The organism is Pseudomonas sp. NPDC087185 (assembly GCF_044744955.1).
Classification (GTDB): Bacteria; Pseudomonadota; Gammaproteobacteria; order Pseudomonadales; family Pseudomonadaceae; genus Aquipseudomonas.
This window is the reverse complement of the sequence record NZ_JBIUZK010000006.1, coordinates 178,079-194,371: the sequence shown is the minus strand read 5'-3', so window position 1 is coordinate 194,371 and position 16,293 is coordinate 178,079. Positions and strand designations below refer to the sequence as shown.

17 protein-coding genes are annotated in these 16,293 nt (G+C 53.3%); 8 read left to right on the top strand and 9 right to left on the bottom strand.

Annotation, left to right across the window (positions count from 1 at the left end):
• Positions 1–41 precede the first annotated feature (41 nt).
• The 6 genes from ACIPIJ_RS21055 to ACIPIJ_RS21030 all read right to left on the bottom strand — a co-directional run bounded on the left by ACIPIJ_RS21055 (position 42) and on the right by ACIPIJ_RS21030 (position 7,503).
• Entirely contained in the window at positions 42–2,180 is a 2,139-nt protein-coding gene (locus ACIPIJ_RS21055; RefSeq protein WP_401080152.1) for a hypothetical protein, read from the bottom strand.
• Positions 2,181–2,182: 2 nt separating this feature from the next.
• Positions 2,183–2,626 (bottom strand): hypothetical protein, encoded by a 444-nt coding sequence (locus ACIPIJ_RS21050; RefSeq protein WP_401080150.1) that lies wholly within the window; start codon positions 2,624–2,626, stop codon positions 2,183–2,185.
• Complete coding sequence (locus tag ACIPIJ_RS21045; RefSeq protein ID WP_401080148.1) at positions 2,626–3,540, bottom strand: hypothetical protein; 915 nt, start codon at positions 3,538–3,540, stop codon at positions 2,626–2,628. The genes ACIPIJ_RS21050 and ACIPIJ_RS21045 overlap by 1 nt, the downstream gene beginning before the upstream one ends.
• A gap of 274 nt (positions 3,541–3,814) precedes the next feature.
• The gene (locus tag ACIPIJ_RS21040; RefSeq protein WP_401080146.1) at positions 3,815–5,179 is read right to left on the bottom strand and encodes a reverse transcriptase domain-containing protein; all 1,365 of its coding nucleotides are present in this window, start codon (positions 5,177–5,179) and stop codon (positions 3,815–3,817) included.
• Positions 5,176–5,739 carry an SLATT domain-containing protein gene (locus ACIPIJ_RS21035; protein WP_401080144.1) on the bottom strand — a complete coding sequence of 188 codons (564 nt, stop codon included), beginning with the start codon at positions 5,737–5,739 and terminating at the stop codon, positions 5,176–5,178. Before ACIPIJ_RS21035 ends, ACIPIJ_RS21040 begins: the two co-directional genes overlap by 4 nt.
• A gap of 192 nt (positions 5,740–5,931) precedes the next feature.
• On the bottom strand, positions 5,932–7,503 hold the full coding sequence (locus tag ACIPIJ_RS21030; RefSeq protein ID WP_401080142.1) for a hypothetical protein: 1,572 nt from the start codon (positions 7,501–7,503) through the stop codon (positions 5,932–5,934).
• Between the two features lie 365 nt (positions 7,504–7,868).
• On the opposite strand from ACIPIJ_RS21030, the gene ACIPIJ_RS21025 reads away from it, so the two are divergent.
• Both ACIPIJ_RS21025 and ACIPIJ_RS21020 read left to right on the top strand, forming a co-directional pair.
• Positions 7,869–8,147: a DUF3892 domain-containing protein gene (locus ACIPIJ_RS21025; protein ID WP_401080140.1), complete on the top strand. Its 279-nt coding sequence runs from the start codon at positions 7,869–7,871 to the stop codon at positions 8,145–8,147.
• 342 nt (positions 8,148–8,489) lie between these two features.
• Positions 8,490–9,182 carry a hypothetical protein gene (locus ACIPIJ_RS21020; RefSeq protein ID WP_401080138.1) on the top strand — a complete coding sequence of 231 codons (693 nt, stop codon included), beginning with the start codon at positions 8,490–8,492 and terminating at the stop codon, positions 9,180–9,182.
• 125 nt (positions 9,183–9,307) lie between these two features.
• Here ACIPIJ_RS21020 and ACIPIJ_RS21015 read toward each other — a convergent pair whose 3' ends face one another.
• Positions 9,308–9,781: a helix-turn-helix domain-containing protein gene (locus ACIPIJ_RS21015; protein WP_401080136.1), complete on the bottom strand. Its 474-nt coding sequence runs from the start codon at positions 9,779–9,781 to the stop codon at positions 9,308–9,310.
• A gap of 206 nt (positions 9,782–9,987) precedes the next feature.
• On the opposite strand from ACIPIJ_RS21015, the gene ACIPIJ_RS21010 reads away from it, so the two are divergent.
• The 4 genes from ACIPIJ_RS21010 to ACIPIJ_RS20995 all read left to right on the top strand — a co-directional run bounded on the left by ACIPIJ_RS21010 (position 9,988) and on the right by ACIPIJ_RS20995 (position 11,907).
• The gene (locus ACIPIJ_RS21010) at positions 9,988–10,725 is read left to right on the top strand and encodes a metallophosphoesterase (protein WP_401080135.1); all 738 of its coding nucleotides are present in this window, start codon (positions 9,988–9,990) and stop codon (positions 10,723–10,725) included.
• 101 nt (positions 10,726–10,826) lie between these two features.
• A complete protein-coding gene (locus ACIPIJ_RS21005; RefSeq protein WP_401080133.1) occupies positions 10,827–11,057 on the top strand; it encodes a hypothetical protein in 231 nt (76 codons plus the stop codon).
• Positions 11,058–11,227: 170 nt separating this feature from the next.
• Entirely contained in the window at positions 11,228–11,617 is a 390-nt protein-coding gene (locus tag ACIPIJ_RS21000) for a DUF6957 family protein (protein ID WP_401080131.1), read from the top strand.
• Positions 11,618–11,640: 23 nt separating this feature from the next.
• Positions 11,641–11,907, top strand: a complete 267-nt coding sequence (locus tag ACIPIJ_RS20995) for an antitoxin Xre/MbcA/ParS toxin-binding domain-containing protein (protein WP_401080129.1) — start codon at positions 11,641–11,643, stop codon at positions 11,905–11,907.
• Positions 11,908–12,105: 198 nt separating this feature from the next.
• Here ACIPIJ_RS20995 and ACIPIJ_RS20990 read toward each other — a convergent pair whose 3' ends face one another.
• A complete protein-coding gene (locus ACIPIJ_RS20990) occupies positions 12,106–12,462 on the bottom strand; it encodes a DUF1937 family protein (protein WP_401080127.1) in 357 nt (118 codons plus the stop codon).
• 48 nt (positions 12,463–12,510) lie between these two features.
• Positions 12,511–13,755: an ethanolamine utilization protein EutH gene (eutH, locus tag ACIPIJ_RS20985; RefSeq protein ID WP_401080126.1), complete on the bottom strand. Its 1,245-nt coding sequence runs from the start codon at positions 13,753–13,755 to the stop codon at positions 12,511–12,513.
• A gap of 431 nt (positions 13,756–14,186) precedes the next feature.
• On the opposite strand from eutH, the gene ACIPIJ_RS20980 reads away from it, so the two are divergent.
• Positions 14,187–14,963, top strand: a complete 777-nt coding sequence (locus ACIPIJ_RS20980; RefSeq protein ID WP_401080124.1) for a DeoR/GlpR family DNA-binding transcription regulator — start codon at positions 14,187–14,189, stop codon at positions 14,961–14,963.
• A 6-nt stretch (positions 14,964–14,969) separates the two neighbouring features.
• Positions 14,970–16,274 carry an RES family NAD+ phosphorylase gene (locus ACIPIJ_RS20975; protein ID WP_401080122.1) on the top strand — a complete coding sequence of 435 codons (1,305 nt, stop codon included), beginning with the start codon at positions 14,970–14,972 and terminating at the stop codon, positions 16,272–16,274.
• Positions 16,275–16,293 lie beyond the last annotated feature (19 nt).

Here is a 16,293-nt window from a genome sequence, read left to right as displayed (position 1 = left end):
CCGCCGACGCCAGAACCTGCCATGATGAGGACTCACCAAGATCAAGACTCGCCAGCACCCCGAACTACTCTAGCCCCCAGAAGCACCGTATCCCCATTCGGCACAATAGCCTTGTCGCCCAAACGAATCAGGTTGAATTCAACGTTATGGGTGGCCTCAAGGTATGCCGCCTCACTATCGTCGAACGACGCGGCAACGATGCTCTGAAGGCCCTTTTGAGCAGACAATTGCTGAAGCAGTGCCAGCTGGCTTTTCGTCGCCATGGAGTGCTGTCCTGGCTCATCCATCAAGATGAAGCCTGGGTGATTGCCCTTCACCGTGAAATTCGCTGACGTTACGTACAAGGTCAGGATGTAACTCCAGATCAGGCGAACGAAATCACTAGCGCTGGACTCTCGTGCGATGTTAGAGCTGCTCTTCGAAGTGCTGGTCGTTGAGGCGCTTTTCTCTTCGGCGAAGTCTTTTTTGTATATCTCCCTGAGTTCAATTTTATCCAGTTCTGGCAGCAGGTTTTCCACGTTGAACCTGATGCCGTTCACAGAGGCACTTTGATAGTCGAAAGAACTCACATAAGACCTGAATACCTTCGCGAAATACTCGTACTTGGCAAGGTCTACATCGGAGTAATGCTCTTTCGGTAAAGCAGCCCTGGCTTCCTGGTTCAGCTTGAACTGGGCCGACAGTTGAACAAGGGTCTCAAGTTGAGCTTCGTTGCGCTGTACAAACTGCGAGACTTCTTCTATGCTCATCTCAATTTGAAGTTGCTGACGCAAGTTGGCCCTCGATACTACGGCATTGGTGGTTAGGTCAGACTTGAGTGCTCGAAGTTTGGACTTGGAAATATTGATCCGCTTGGCCAGTTCTTCACCGACCACAGTGGTTTCTTTGATCGATTGCTCGATACCGGCAGTATCTCGTTCCAACATTTTAATCTGAGACTTCAGATAATCGATGTTGGTGTCGATATCCATGTGCGGGGTGCTTTCATGGAGGTCGGTCAGGGAGTTGCCGATATTCTGGTGGCATGCGGGGCAGACGTCGCTGGCCACATCAAGTTTGAGTGAAGCGCCATACTTGATCAGCTTCTGAGCTGCCTGATTCTTCGACAGTTCTTCTTCAGCTTGCCGAAGGTGGATGGCGTTGGCGTTCCGCGCTGCCCTTTGAAGAGTCAACTCCCCAATGCTGGTCTCGTATGCGACAGTCAGCCCTTGAAGCGCAGAATTCTCATTTTCAATGAGTTTCAGGGTTTCGTCAGGCAAAGTGTCTTTCCACTTTGCCTCATCCTGAGTCAACTTCTGAAGAGCCAGGATCTGATTACTTTTGAACTGATCCAGCCCTATCAAGCCTTGAAGGGTGGACTTCTGGTAAGCCACGCTCTCTGGCTGGAACTCCAACACAGGGTTCTTGGGTAGCCCCAGAACCTTCATTGAGTTTTTCAGGGCATCGTTGTTAATTGCCCGATAAGTATCTTGCCAAGTGGTGCTCAGCTCCTGCGATTCATGGTCTAGCCGTGCGCGATTGGCTTCCATCTCAAACACATTGGTGCCAACCAGGAAATCGACGATCTTGATCCGGGCTTCCTTAACGCCGAAGTAGGGAAGGTTGGCAATGTAGTCCGTCCAGCCCCGCTTTTGCTCAATGACCATCGCTGCGAAAATATATTGTAGGTACAGCTTCACCTGCTTGCCGTTCGTATGAGGCACCATGGGCAGCCTTAGCCCAAGGAAATTTTCCAGATAAGTGTAGAATCCTTCCCGGATCTGGGCGCTGCCACCGTCATGGAGGAACCGATAGATGACTTGCCCGGACTGCCCTTCGCTGAGAACAGCGCACTCCTGAATCTCGACCAGTTTGGGGTTGACGCTGTCATCTTTGATTTTGCGAGTGACAGTGATCGTCTTGCCAAGCGATTCCAGCTCCATCATGACCTTGGAGCTCAGGATCGGGTACTGAGTGTCCTCAAACTCGACATGATTCTTCAGAACATAGGTCAGTGCTGCGGCGTTCTGTGCGCCCAGCAGCTCTTCCATTCCCAGAGCGTAAAGTATGCTGTGGACGATGCTGCTTTTGCCCGACGAGTTCCGACCACGGATGATGTTCAGATTACGATCGAACTTCGCCATAAAGCCAAACGGGCCGCCGGTGGTTTCGATTGCGATTTTGATACGTTTTATAAACAAGGCTATTCCCATTCCTTGGATATGGTCTTGACCATAGTTTCAGTGATCTTCCTGCCGATCTTCAAAAGTGCGGCCTTCTCTTCGAGCATGACGGTGTCATCGCTCATGATGTCTTTCACCAGCAGCGCCCCTTTGGACAAAAGCTTGAAGCCATTTGCTGTAGGCTCAATCAAACCGTCCCTGTAAGCGAGCTGCAGGGCAATGGACAGCGCAGGGTCGAATCCCCAGACGGGAAGGGTGATTTGACCGAGTTGTGCAGCAAGGATCAACGTTTCCATGCGTCGAGGCGTTTTCATCGCCCAGTGCATCAGATGCAGTTTGACCAGGCTGCATTTGCTGCCGTGCCCACAGATCGATAGGATCAGCACCGCTTGGCTGATCTTGTACATCGGTCTGAGTTCGGTCAGAACCGGCATCGGCCTTACGGTGAAGTTGATTGTTGCCATCAGCTGTAGAAGTCCAGTTGGCAGACCGCGAGCCAACGGGCGACTGTTCTGCGCACTATGTCGTCCGTAAGTGTTCCATCAATCAGCAGCTGCTCATCGCCCAACAGCCGATCAGAGAGCCGATCCTTGACCATTTTCACCAGATCGTTAGGGTGACCCGAGGCTGTCAGGCTCCATTCGTCCACGTCTTGCTCAAAGCCGTTGAGGGTTTTCGCGACCTGAAAATATGTCTGTGGGGCTTTTTCGTACAGCGTCTGGAAAAAGCTGTCGTGATCCAGGAAAGAGTCCTTGGTTTTGCCGAACAGGGCGGCGGTCGCGCGCTCCCCCTTGTCTGACATACGCAGTTGAGTCTTTCGCTGCAAGTTTTCGTCGTAGGCCGTTGTGCTGCTGTTCACCTTGGGAATGGACTGCTTGTCATGGCCGATAGAGATCGGTATCCCGGCAGCTATCCGGTGCTGGTTTATTTCGTGGGTGTAGAACCCGATGTCCTGGACGAGCACGGTGAAATTATCGTCCAAGTGGGGAAGGCCCCACGCTCTTACCTCATCCTGTTTTTTCTGAGCATGGGTCAGCAAGGCATTGTGCGCAATTTCGGGGGTGATGAAATACCAGTCTTTAATTTTGGTATCTCCGAGAATGCCCAGAAGGCTGGTCTGGTTGTCCTTCAGCTTCTTGAGATCTTTTGTGATCTTGTCCTGCTGCTTCTTATTGAGCTCTTTGCGCTCATAGTGCGTGTCTGGGCAATAGCACTGGAAAGCAAGCCCGGTATGTTTGGTAAACCCCTCGATGCCGAAATCGCCCGGCGTTGCAGGAACGTGCTGGTATCCAGCAGCGCCGAATTTTGCCTTCAGGACGAGCTGAAGTGTCGCCTCCCAGGTCGTTCCGTTGAAAGGCCCCATTGGAGTGATAATCAAAGCTCGCCTGCCTTATCACGCGTATCGATTAGTCCATTTCCGAGGGAGCGAATGTCGACCTCGGATATCGCATAGGGTGCTAGGCACCGCGTTAGGCGACGCTATCAAATGGCCAGTGGTAGGTCTACGATTTATCGTTGAATTGACAATCAATTTAACTGGCTATAAATACAGCACTGTTTTTATAACCACTATCCAGTTTTTCCACTCCTACACAAATGATCATGGCAGAAGGATGACGCTCCAACGGAACACGCGGTGTGGAGGTCAGCGTTTAGGACGTCTGCGCTATATCCTCTTCCAGTTCGCGCACAGCCTTACTGGCTTTGATTTCAAACCTGCGTTCTACCTCTGCGTCGCTCAGCTTAAACGCATCATCGCCTAGCCACATGGCGAGTTTCTCGCGTTTCTGATTGATCGTAAGAGCATCGAGGTTTGGGATGTAGCCATTATCGGCCTTCATGCCTCTCTGCAGTTCGTAGAAGGTCTTGATCAGCGATTTCGGATGGATCTCACCGCTTGGGCAGAATCGGTCTGTAAGCTTTCTGATCGTGTGATTGATGGCTCGCAACTGGGACGTCGTGGTGATCTGGCAGAAATAGGCAGCCCAGCCGAGGCGCTTGCCTTTGAATATGCAGCCAGTAATCCTCAGGTTCAGCTTCCACTGGCAGTAGGCCAGGGCGCGCTCCTTATCGGCAGGTCGTCGAGCTGTTACCAGTTTGTGCCGGTATGCCGTGAAGATTTTGGCGATCGAAGACTCGAACCTGAGGATGCTCTCATGGCGAATGAGCACCTGGTTGCCTTCGATTTGATATCCAAGGAAGCTGAAAGGGTCGGTCAGGCTCTCCACCTTGGATTTCGACCCTGGTTCGAAGTCATGCGGATTGAGCTTCAGGGCTTTCAATTCGGCGATGAGCTCATGAGCGGTAGAGCGTGCCACTCCTGCTGGCCCCAGGATCAGGATGTCGTCAACGTAGCGCTTGTACCAAATTCCTGTCCGGGCCTCGAAAAGGCTATCAATGCCCTGCAGAGCAATCTCTGCGAGCACGTTTGAAATCGCGAGACCTTGCGGCACTCCTACGGTGGGGCGATCGGCACCCTTACTGCCTCTTGATTCAGGCACCGTGGGCGTTGTGAGTGCGGCGGTGATTAGCTGCCTGAACTCAGGTTTCTGAATTTTCTTCCGCGTCGCGGCTGCTACCAATTCATGAGGTATGGTTGGGTAGAATTTTTGAAGATCGATCTTTGCATATTCGGCATACGCGCCAGAGTCGAGCGCCGATTTTAGAGAGTCGATGACTATCTGGGGGAGGGTGAGTTTGGCATCGGGGAAAACGTCCGATAGGCAGTTACACAGTGCGCGTAGGACGATTCTGTCCCTGGCCGTCGGAATGGATATCTGACGAGGCGGCGACGATGCCCCCTTAAGGATCAGTTTTTCTTTGTAGGCAGTGAACCGATACTCCCCCCGGTGCACCTTGTCGACTATGTAGTCGAGCTCTGCAGTCAGCTGTTTATCCAGGTTAGCCGGGCGCATGCGATCGAGGCCGATGGCGCCGGAGTTTTTGATTCTGTCGGTGTAGATCTCTTGGAGACGCTTTCGGGTAAAGATCTTTTTGAAGCTTTTCGCTGCACTCATGGCTTGTTCCAGAAAGCATATAGACCTACCAGTACCGGTAAGGCATACAACATCGCCGTAATCACAAACCGCATCGTCAGCCAAAATACTGCGGAAAAATACTCGAAGCCTGTTGGCGGCCTAGTGGTTGCGCCTGCAAAAATGCGGGCGATCCGATCATCAATCTCTCGATGATTCTCTGACTCAGCCAGCAGTTCGTCATACCTGTTGATTTGTTCTGAGGTCGGTGCAGGTGGGGGAGTATTGGGCGGGCCGTCAGGTATTCCCCGATGAAGCTTTTGTAGCTCCAGGTAGTTGGTGCGCATCAGCATGGCTCGGCCCCGGAAGTCGCGGTTGGCAACTGCCAGCGAAATGCCGAGCAAGGCAACCGAAAGAATCGTCGCCATGATGTCAGTGTCGGGGCCAAGGATAATGCTGTGTCTTATGGTCAGCACCCCCAGCGCTGTGCTGAGGATTGCGTACCATACCAACAAGAGTTGCGAGTGAAAGTCCAGCCACTCCAGGCGCTTGTGAGCCTGAATGCGTGCCTTGTAGGTGAACCAGACGCTGTCCTTTTTCACGCACACCTCTCCATAGAAATTGGTGAAGGGGCAGGGGGATTTGAGTACCGTTGAACATCCCGTAGGGATCAGTGGGCCGAAACCCAACAGCCGAAGCTGTTAATTATCAGAACCGCCCTCGTTGGTACGAGAGGAAGAACCCGCCCCTTCGCGGCTGATTCTACGATGCCAGCATGAGGCGCGGAAGGCGCTTCAGTCACTCTTTCGTTGAGTTTCGCCGTCGTCAGTGGCCTGGCTGGTTTTTCGCCTGGCTGCTAAGGCGAGTGGATGATTTGAAAAGTGCTGCTGGTAGGTCTTGAGCAGCGATCTGTTCCCAGATTCCTTGATCATGCTGAGAAGCTCGGAGCCTTCTCGATAGGCGATTGAGTAACGAGTTGTCTTGGCGTTCTCAGCTTCGATCAGTGCTTTGGACGCTGCACTGATGGTCGCATTCGTCCAGAGCTCATAGGTCTGTTTCAAATGGCGAAGATCTTCATTATGTTTGGCAAAATCGCGCAGCACGGGTAGCCGCTTTTTCAGCCACTTCTCGACCTCTGAGTCATCCACCTGGCCAGTAGGCAGGTGGCCTTTGCACTCGATGAACACAGTCCCGGTTCGAGCCTCCACAAGCACATCAACTTCGGCGCGGGCGCCATCAGAGCCGCGCACCAGCTTATTAATGGAGATGTAGGGCTTCAGGTACGACTCATTTGCCAGCTCGGCGCACAGATATTCGAACAGACAACCACGTAGAGTGCCTTCCGCGCCCTCGATCTTGCTCAGCGCGCTGAACAGCCCATCGATCTTTTCGGGACTTCCCAGGTTGAGGGCGGTGGCCTTGAGTACCGAAGACAATTCATGAAGGGCTTGCGCCACGTCGCTGCCCAGTAACGAGTCGAGCGTGGCGGCAATCGCACCATTGGCCTTGATAGCACGCACGGCTTCTTTGTCATAAGACTCGGCCAGGAACATCTGTAGTACGGGGGCTACCTTGCTGAACCCACGAACGTTCACGCATTTTTTGATAAACGCCCGTGCAGCGTCAGCGGTGAGCCTTTCCCCCAAGTACACGTCACATACGAATGAGCCAGGCTTTGGTTTTGCATCTGCTCTTGAGCCCGCATTACTGGCTGCAAGACTCAGCAACGGATAAAGGTAGGAGGGGGCTGACAGATCCCAGTAATTTGGCCCGGCGGTTGGGATCGGGCCTTCACCCCGCACACGAACCTGGTTCCAGCTTCCGATGCCTAGGCGCCTGACCCAATCACGAACCGCATTCAACGCCATTGCCTCGATTTTGATTCGGGCATTGAGATCCAGATAGGCGGTCTGTTCATCCTCTTCGGTAAAGCTGGCTAACGTGAGACATTCCCCGATGCCTGCAAGGTCGACTTGCTTGATCAGGTTCGCGGCGATCAGTTGCTCCGCAACTCTCTCCGCGCTCAGTTGTTTGGACTGAAGCTTCGGAGCGCCGCAGGCAATTTTGAAATGATCGATAGGCAGCACGCCACCTCTATCCGCGATAGCAGCTAAGCCATATCCACACGCGTGATGTGTGCTTTTGAGTGCTTCAACAAGCCTGTCGAAGAAAATCATCGATCCATACTGGCTGGTGAGGTACACGAAAGCGGCGCGATGGGGAAAGCTGATCCCCTTCAGCTTCTTGGCTGTAGAGCGCTTGATCAACTGCCTGGCGTTCGGAGCGCTAACGCCGAATTTTCTGACCAGCTCCTGAGCTAACTCATTACTCAGGCATGGGCCCCGGCTTTCCAGTATGAACTCCACACGTCCTGTGCTCAAAGCAGTCCCCTCGCGTGATGATCAGCAGTTCCGTTGCCCGTTGTCACACTGCGCTATTTATAAGCCTGAACTACAGGCTGCTAACGGTCACATCAAAGCACCGCGCGGCACGCCAGTAAAATCGGGCCCTGCAGCGGCGCCCTAAGGAGGTGATGAGCAGCGGTGTCACAAGCATTGCTTGGATAGGGTTAAAAATAGCACTCCCTGCATGCAGTTAGGAATCACTGATCACCCAATAAGGCTGGAGTCTCGCAGTGGTACCTATCACAGACTCTACGTTGATTTTAAAGTGCCATTACCATCATCATGTCCTAGCGAGGGATCCACATTAAACACACAAGGAAATGAGCATGGCCGATTTTTATATTTATGCAGTCCGCCGCGAAAAGCCAAGCGGCCACATCCAGCAAGTCAAAGTCATCAAGAATGGCAAAGCCTTGCAGATGACCACCGATCGTGCGTTTGTTGCAGATCTCATCACTCTAGGTAAGACAACGTTCCAGACGATTTTCTGGGAGAACGGCGGGTGGCGTTATGGTGCTCATGTCCACGTGGTGGATGGTGAGTTCCTGGCGACTGATCGCAACGCTCGCAAAGAGGACAACCTCGAAAGCCTGCCTACTTTCTAACACCTGGAAAGCGCAGCCCATCCCTCGCACTCGACTCAGCCATTGGTCTGCAAGTCCTCTATTTTTTCGCGCCTAATCCTGCGGTCAGTCAAAGGTGCATGCTGGTAGATCAGCTTCCCCATTGAAGGAGAGCACCACTCGACTATCTCCAGAGTTGACGGAAGGAACGCCGCTTACCATGGACTTCATCTTGGACAGATGGAAAACGGAAGCTTTCCCACGAATGAGAGCTGCAATAGCCTTAGCGACGCGTCGCACGGTCTGCGGTACGGGCGCTTGATCTCAGCGTAATATGAAGAGGGCAGATCAGTATCTCATACCTCTATCAGGAGCACTCTCAAGATGGATATCCTCGACGACACATCGGAAAAAGCGACGGCTTTGCTACACCGACTGGGTGTCCATGAAGTGTCTTCAGGTCTCTGGGCGTTCACGGACGTGGAGGTCGCGAGCCACGGCCATGTTCATCACTCGCAGCAGCCGGTTGCTCTTGCTGCTTATGTCGCCATCAATCCGACGTTTGCAGCGGGTCGCTTTCCCGGATACACGCTGATCGAGCTGGTTGAAAAAGTGCGCTGCATGGACAGCACTGAGGACGCCGCCATGGCGATGGTCTGTCAGATACCTCCGCCGATAGACGGGTCATCCGAAGAGCGAGGGAGAAAGTTCGGAGATTTAGCTTGGCATATCGTTAAGAAATACGAGCTGGATGCCTGCTTCACTGAAAGTAGGCCGTGGGGGATCCAAGAGGGGCGCCACTACACCATGCGTCCTTGTGGCTTCGATCATGATCGGTCAGAGCCTGACCCTGAGGGGTTGAAGGCGATGCGCCGTGCGTTTAGAAAAATGACTGACTTACAGCGTGTGATGGTACTTACGCTGCTTCACCTCTACTCCCCTGGAAAGGACGACTTCTACTTGATAGGTGGCTGCCCGACCAAGATTTCTGCGGCTGAAGCGCTCGCAGTTTTGCGAGCAAATGGAACTGCACTACGGGAATGGGCACTGCTCGTAACTCATTACTCGGGCTGGTGATGCTGCCCACGCACCTAATTGGCTGCTACTGGCAGTCTCAAGTACGAGGTACTGCGCTGCATGGGCGGAGTTAGATGATGTAAAAGCCACCCGTAAGACCATCTCAACTTTCCGTGAAGCATATTTCACGACTCTGAATGCCAGTACTGACTCACCGTTGATTTCGCGAGACCCAGCAGTCGTCTGATGTCGGCCTGGGTCTTGCCCTCAGCCTTCAGCCGCAGCACAGCACTCTTGTTTTCCAGGTTCGTTGGCTTGCCCTGTGATCGAGCGACGAGCTCGCCGTCCTTCATCTGCTCTTCCAGCAGCGCCAGGCCACCTGTTGCCTTGAACTGATCCAGTTCATGCAGGGCTTTGGCAAGGGCATCATCCGGGGTCTGGCCGCGCTCAAGCGCAATACACAAAGCCATGAAAGCTAGGACATCGAAGTCCAGTGCCTTCGCTAGAGAGGAAAGCGTTTCGACCGTGAGTTTGGATTTGCCGCGCTCGATCAGGCTTAGCGTCGTGCGAAAGGTCGACTCGTTGAGGTCTTCATAGCTCAAACCGCGCTGCTGCCGAATTGCCCTAAGCACCGCGCCTATCTCGTTCTTCAGCGTCATGATCGTCCGAAATAGCAGGATAGAGCCACATGCCATTGGTTCTGATAAATAGCGCAGGTTGTGCTTATGAGAACCTATGGTTTATGATGATCAAGCTGGCGGCGAGCTCGTGTGGAGATATATGACGATCGCCATACATTCCAGCCTCTCGGTTCGAGAGGAGAGCGACTGTCAATTTACGCTCAAATCGAACTTAGAGAGACCTCATGAAGGTGTACATACTCTCCGACTTGCACCTGGAGTTCACCGACTTCCAGCTTCCATCATTCGCCCCAAAAACCGTGGATCTGGTGGTGCTTGCCGGGGACATTCACAAGCTGGATAAAGGCGTGCGATGGGCCAATGAGACCTTCAACTGCGACGTCCTCTATGTGATGGGCAATCACGAGTTTTACGCTGGCCATTTTGATCGGACGCATCAGAAAGCCCGCGACGCAGCGCAGAGTCATGTCCATGTGCTCGAAAACGAGTGCTACATAGCTGGCGGGATTCGATTCTTGGGAACAAGCGGCTGGACAGATTTCAGCTCGACCGGCGATGTGACCGCTGCAACGAACATAGCGCGGTCGATGATGACTGACTACCGTGCGATACGCGCCGATCAAAATTATCGAAGGCTGCGCCCGGATGATGTCGCCTTCAGGAATCACCAAGCGAAGCAATGGCTAACTGGCGAGATAGAAAAGCCATTCGCCGGCAAGACTGTTGTCATCACCCATCATGCGCCGATCCTCGAAGTGAGTGACAGCGAGCATGAGGGGCACCTAAACGCGGCTTACTGCAACGCATGGCACACGCTAGTCGACCGAGCCGATGCATGGATTTTTGGCCATACCCACCTTTCGATTGATGTTGAGCTGTCGGGCTGCCGACTGATCAGCAACCAGAAAGGATACCCGGGAGAAGATTGTGGTTTCGATCCCCGGAAGATCGTGGAATTTTGAAGATTATGGAGCGCGCTGTGTTGTACGGCTCAATGAACACACCGGCGTCATCTCATCTGCCTCCGGAGGTCGAGGCAGCGAGGAGCCTCGACTGGGGGGTAATGATCGATGCCTATCTGATGCACGCCGCCCCTGTGGGCTCTCAGTACACAGGTTCCGTTTATTGTGATCGCTCCAGGGCGTCGGCGGACGGTATGACTGTAGTAACACCAAGCGTTATTCGCGTAACGCAGAAGCAAGGCATGACGCTTCTTCGCAGCCTGTCAGGCGCCGACCATTACGTTGTCGTGACGGCATTCTCAGTTAAAGCAACAGAAGCCCTGGACGCCTGAAGGAGAAGCATCGGCTGGATTCGATTAGATGAATATGGTGTCTATTTGATATCAATGTCGTCTCGGGGCAATTTGCTTCCTTGGTGTAGGAAGTCCCACACCAGCACGAGCCGAGGCTGAAAGAATCCCGGTTCGACAATTTCAGAATCAAGCCAATTCGGAGCTTCAGGATGGATGAGGTGAAAGCAAGGTTGGCCGGGCCAGCGCTGCATATGCCAGGTGTTCAGCTCGACGTTGAGGATGCGATTGAGCAGGTGAAGGAGCGTTACCCAGACCGTAGCCACTGCGTTGTCAGTGATTGGGTTTGGCTCGATCTCGCTGCACCAGAGGAGGTACTGAAGGGGACTCGCGCGCAAGGTCAGCAGCCGGTGATGATCCTGGCATTCAACGTGTTCTACGACAGCCTTGATCAAGATATCACCGGGAGCTGGGTACGCACTCAGCCCATGGTTGAGTTCAGTGACTCGAAGTTTTTTGTTACGGCGCACACCGTCTACGTCCTCATTGGGGACGGACAGCGTCGGCGAATGCAGCTGTCGACAGTGCTAAGGGTGTTTTGATTCAGGCCATATGAGGCTGAACCATGAGTGATGCGAGAACTATCGCGCCATGCACATGCTCCCCAATCGCATGCTGGAGTGCTGAGCATCGTTGCTTCGTGGGCCGATACGAGCAGATTCTTTCGGTCGCGGGAGGAGTGTTCGGAGATCGTGACAAAGCGCAACGCTGGCTCGGAAGGCCGGTGGTTGGACTGGGCCACCGAACCCCTTGCACACTGCTGTATACCCCCACGGGATACTCGGATGTTCTTGATTTGCTCATGCGAATCGAGCACGGCATCTGCTTTTGATTCCTGCAGCCTTCTCAGTGGTGAAAGCTTGGCTCTCTAACCCCATGCAGACACCCTTGGCGTCGAAGCGTGCAGCTTCGAGCCCCGATGCATCGAGAGAACCCGGAGCGGATACGGCACTGAGCACGAACCAAGATCGCAGCGAGAGGGTTGAGCGGCGGGGGAGAAACGAAGAAGGAGGCTTTTAGCCTCCTTCTCTTATTGGAACTCGTGGCTGACTTCAGACCACAAACTCACCTTTTGATCGCGGCCTTTGAAGAACTCGATCTCACGCTTGATGCCCGAGCTCAGATCCCAGCCTGGCAGGTCGAGGATGATCAGTTCCTCCATGACATCCATGAACACCGCGTCAACGGGAGCCCAGAGCTTTCCAATGGCAGCGTTGTCTTTGCCTTCAAAGGCCAGGTTGATCGGGTGGGACATCGACACTTGGCTGAAAACGGCATTGCCAGACTCGACGATGGTTGCGGCTACCTTGTTGCATGCCAGGAAGCGTTCCTGGGTGACTTTGGCGTCGGCATGGCTGTATGGGCAGGCCAGGAAAATTTTACGCATGTATACCTCTATTAGTTGCGGCGAGTGTTCGCCTCTTGGGATTACCGGTCAGGCAGAGCGGAGTGCGGTTTGCGGGCAATCGAGTTCGTCCTGCTGAGCGTTTTCCTGAGCTTCATAACGCAGAGCTGCAGGCACGGAAATCTTGATTGCGATGCCGACTGCCAGCAGGCCACCGAAGAGCTTGGCCAGCAGTACAGGCATGATCAGCGTGGGCTGGAAGTTGGCGGTGAATGCCAGGTGGTCGCCGATGGTTGCTTGAGCACATACGCCCAGCGCAACGCACAGCACCTTGTCGCGAGCATTCAGGTTTTTGAACATGTGATAGACCGCGATAATGTTGGCGAACACCATCACGAAGGCGGCTGCACCTGGGCCAGAGAGGCCGAACTGCTTGCCAAGGACTTCCATCGGGCGACGGCAGTATTTGTTGAACAGGAAGCAGATGGGGAAGGTGCCGGCGAGCATGATGCCAATGTAGCCTGCGATCTCGATCGCGCGGAACAGCTCCTTCTGATCTGCAAACATTGGATCGAAGCCCCATACCCCGAAGTTCTTCATGAAGAAGCCGGTGAAGTGCTCCACGATGGCGAGAGCCAGGATGATCTTGATGAAAGCGTCCATGACCTTGCCGAATACCAGGAAGCCGGCAACCATGAGATTGGCTCTGTAGCGCAGACCTGCCGCGAGGACGAAGCAGAAGATAAACAGCGGAGTCAGCAGCTTGAGACAGGCCACGAAATCCAGCGTCAGGTAGTGGAGAGCCGGTGAGTTCGTCGATACGATTTCACGCACTGGCAGGTTGAACGAGGTGATCATCACCAGCGAAGCGAGTACCGCGAAGGGAATGCTGATCAATCCGGCCATCGCGCCCAGGGCGAGATATTTATGATCCTTGCGTTCCAGCATCATCAGGCCTACCGGGATCAGGTAGACGATGGTGGCGCCGGATGTGTAGCCGACAATCATGGCAGTGATCCAGACATCTCGGTTTGCTGCGATCGCGTCCGCGAGCTGATAGCCACCCATGTCCACCGCGATGATCGAGAGCGCCGCGATCGAGACGTCCGACCCCATGAGGCTGAAGTATGGGCCGAGGGCCATTTCAATGAATTTCGACAGGAACGGGATGGAGATCATGATCCCCGCCTGAGCGAGGAAGACGGGCCCGATTGAGTGAATTCCGTTCACGAACTCTTTACCCAGACCACTCTCAGGCTTGAGAACGGATGCGCAAGCACCGATCACCGCACCCATCATGATCAGATAGATCACAAAATTTCCAAACTCAGCCATGGCTTCACCTTCATGTCCCCGATTGCCTAGCGTCTGATCCGCTGGCCTGGAACTTTTTTCTTGTTTAGCTCCCGATCTAGATCAGGAGCGCCGTCAACGTGAATGCGAATCGCCGGAATCTTCAGCAAGTCGGCTGGGCGGCTTCCGAGACGTTTCTGACCATTTACTAACCACATCACGTGCCATTCGTTGTTTTAGTGTGGTTTTGAGGGTCATTTGAGCTGGATTCGGTCAAGTTTGCAGCGTATTGTGACTGGAAGCATCAAAAGTGCGGGCTGGAAGGGCCGTGGGTAAGTTTCTGAAATCACAAGAGTAATGGTGCGCGATGTCAGCAGGCGTTTGCCGTTGCGCGTTACCGATGCCTCAAGTGTGTGCGTCGGTAACACCTATCGCTTCTTTTAGAGGCATCAGCACCTGACCAAGGAGTAGAAATGCGTCCGAGTGAAAGGCGACAGCACATCCTGGAGTTGCTGCGGCAACGCGAGCGGATATCAGTAGAGGAGCTGGCTCGCTCTCTTAGTACCTCTCAAGAAACGATCCGACGCGATCTGACAGTTCTTTCGGAAGACGGGCAGGTCACCAAGTACCATGGAGGGGCATCACTACCCCCTCGCGGAGAACACGAGAATGCGTTCCAAACCCGCATGAACGAGTTCTCGGTAGAGAAGCGGATGGTCGCGCGCTACGCTGCAGGGCTCTACTCCCCAGGAGATAGCATCCTCATCGATACCGGCACGACGACGCTCTTTTTTGCACGTGAGCTTGCGAAGATGAGTCGGATCACTGTCATCACGAACTCGCTGATGATTGCCGAAAGCATTGGGGCAAGTGGTAACCGTGTCTTCATGATTGGTGGGGAGTATCGCCCAGAGTCAGCTCAGAATACTGGGGCGTTGGCCATGGAGCAGATTGCCCGCTTCAACGCAGAACACGCCGTGGTGACCATCGGAGCACTCAGTGCGGACGGTGCGTTCGACTTCTCGATCGAGGAAGCGGAGATCACTCGGGCGATGATTGCGCGCACCCGCTATCTAACCGTCATCGCCGACTCCTCTAAAATGGGCAAGCGCGCCTTGTTCCAGGTTTTCCCGCTTGACCGGATTGACCGGCTGATTATCGACCGTAAGCCGGTAGGCGAGTTGGCGAAGGCTCTGGCTGAGGCCCATGTCGAGGTACATGAAGTGCCTGCTGGTAACCGACTTGAATGAAACTAGGTGTCGCGCCTAAGTGTTTGTTTGCTTAATGCACGTGCACTGATATTTGAGATGATGGATATGATATCTCGTCGTGGTAAAGAGAGTTTTCAACGATTCCTGTTAGAGGCAGAGGATAGAGAAAAATTCTATGTGTGCTTGAATTGTATTAAGGACGATTGGCTGCGCTCAAGGGCTGATCACTTGATAAAATCACGTGAGTGTTTCGTGTGTGGGGCGCTTGTCGATAGGGCTCAAAGGCCTGAAAAAGTCGCTGAAATAATAAAGAAAGCTCTGCACAATTTTTTCACCATAGATTGTTCAGCATTCCCGAATCACACGATGACCTTGAGTGAAATTGTTGGGCGGGCGATTAGATGTAAATCGAAAGTGGCGTGCGACAAGATCTCAGAGTTATTAGTTAGCGCTGATGCTACTGAGGAAGATTTTTATTTTTTTGGCCAGGAATATCTCTTGGCACCTAACAAGTTTGACTCGGAAGAGCATCAGCGCTGGTGGGTTGAGGGAGATTGGCAGGAAGTCTCATCACAGCTGACGCATGGTCAGCGATTTTTTAATGAGAATGCCAAAAAATTCTTTGAATCGCTCATTTTTGAAGCTATGTGGGGGGCGGAGAAACGACGCGAAGCGCCTGCTGCCGTGCGTGAGCTTCCGGAGGGCTCTAAATTTTTTCGAGCGCGAGTTTCGAGTAACCAGGAGGACAGTTCAAAGTTTAAAGCTGACCCTCTGAAAGAGCTTGGTGCTCCGCCACCAGGTCGGGCTGCAAATAATAGAATGAGTGCCGCTGGCGTTTCACTTTTTTACGCGGCTGGAGATTTTGAGACTTGTATCGCGGAAGTTCGTCCATCGATAGGTGACGAAGTGGTGGTAGGTGAGTTTACATCGACCAAAAATTTAAAGTTCTTTGATTTCTCGGTGCTTGAAAGCCTAGATCATGAGCCTATAAGTTGGTTTAGTCCTAGCTATGATGTTCGAAGCAGCCGTCGAATGCTTCTCCGCTACTTGCATGATCTGATTGCTAGGCCGGTCAGGATTCATGACACCGACTACGTGATGACTCAAGCACTAGCTGAATATATCCGATATTGCCATTATGAATTTGACGGTGTGGCATTCAAGTCTGTGCAGCGTAGCGGCGGTGGTATCAATTTCGTATTGTTTGATCAGGGGTCTGCTGGAGACTTGCTCAATCCAGGGAGGCGGCCAGAATTCAGTATGGCCATAACTGAGCAGGCTGTTGCGGTATATAAGATCTCGGGAGTTCAGTACACTACTTCGACGGTCTCGGATGAGCTCAAGTTTTGAGGTAACGGCTGCGTAGAGG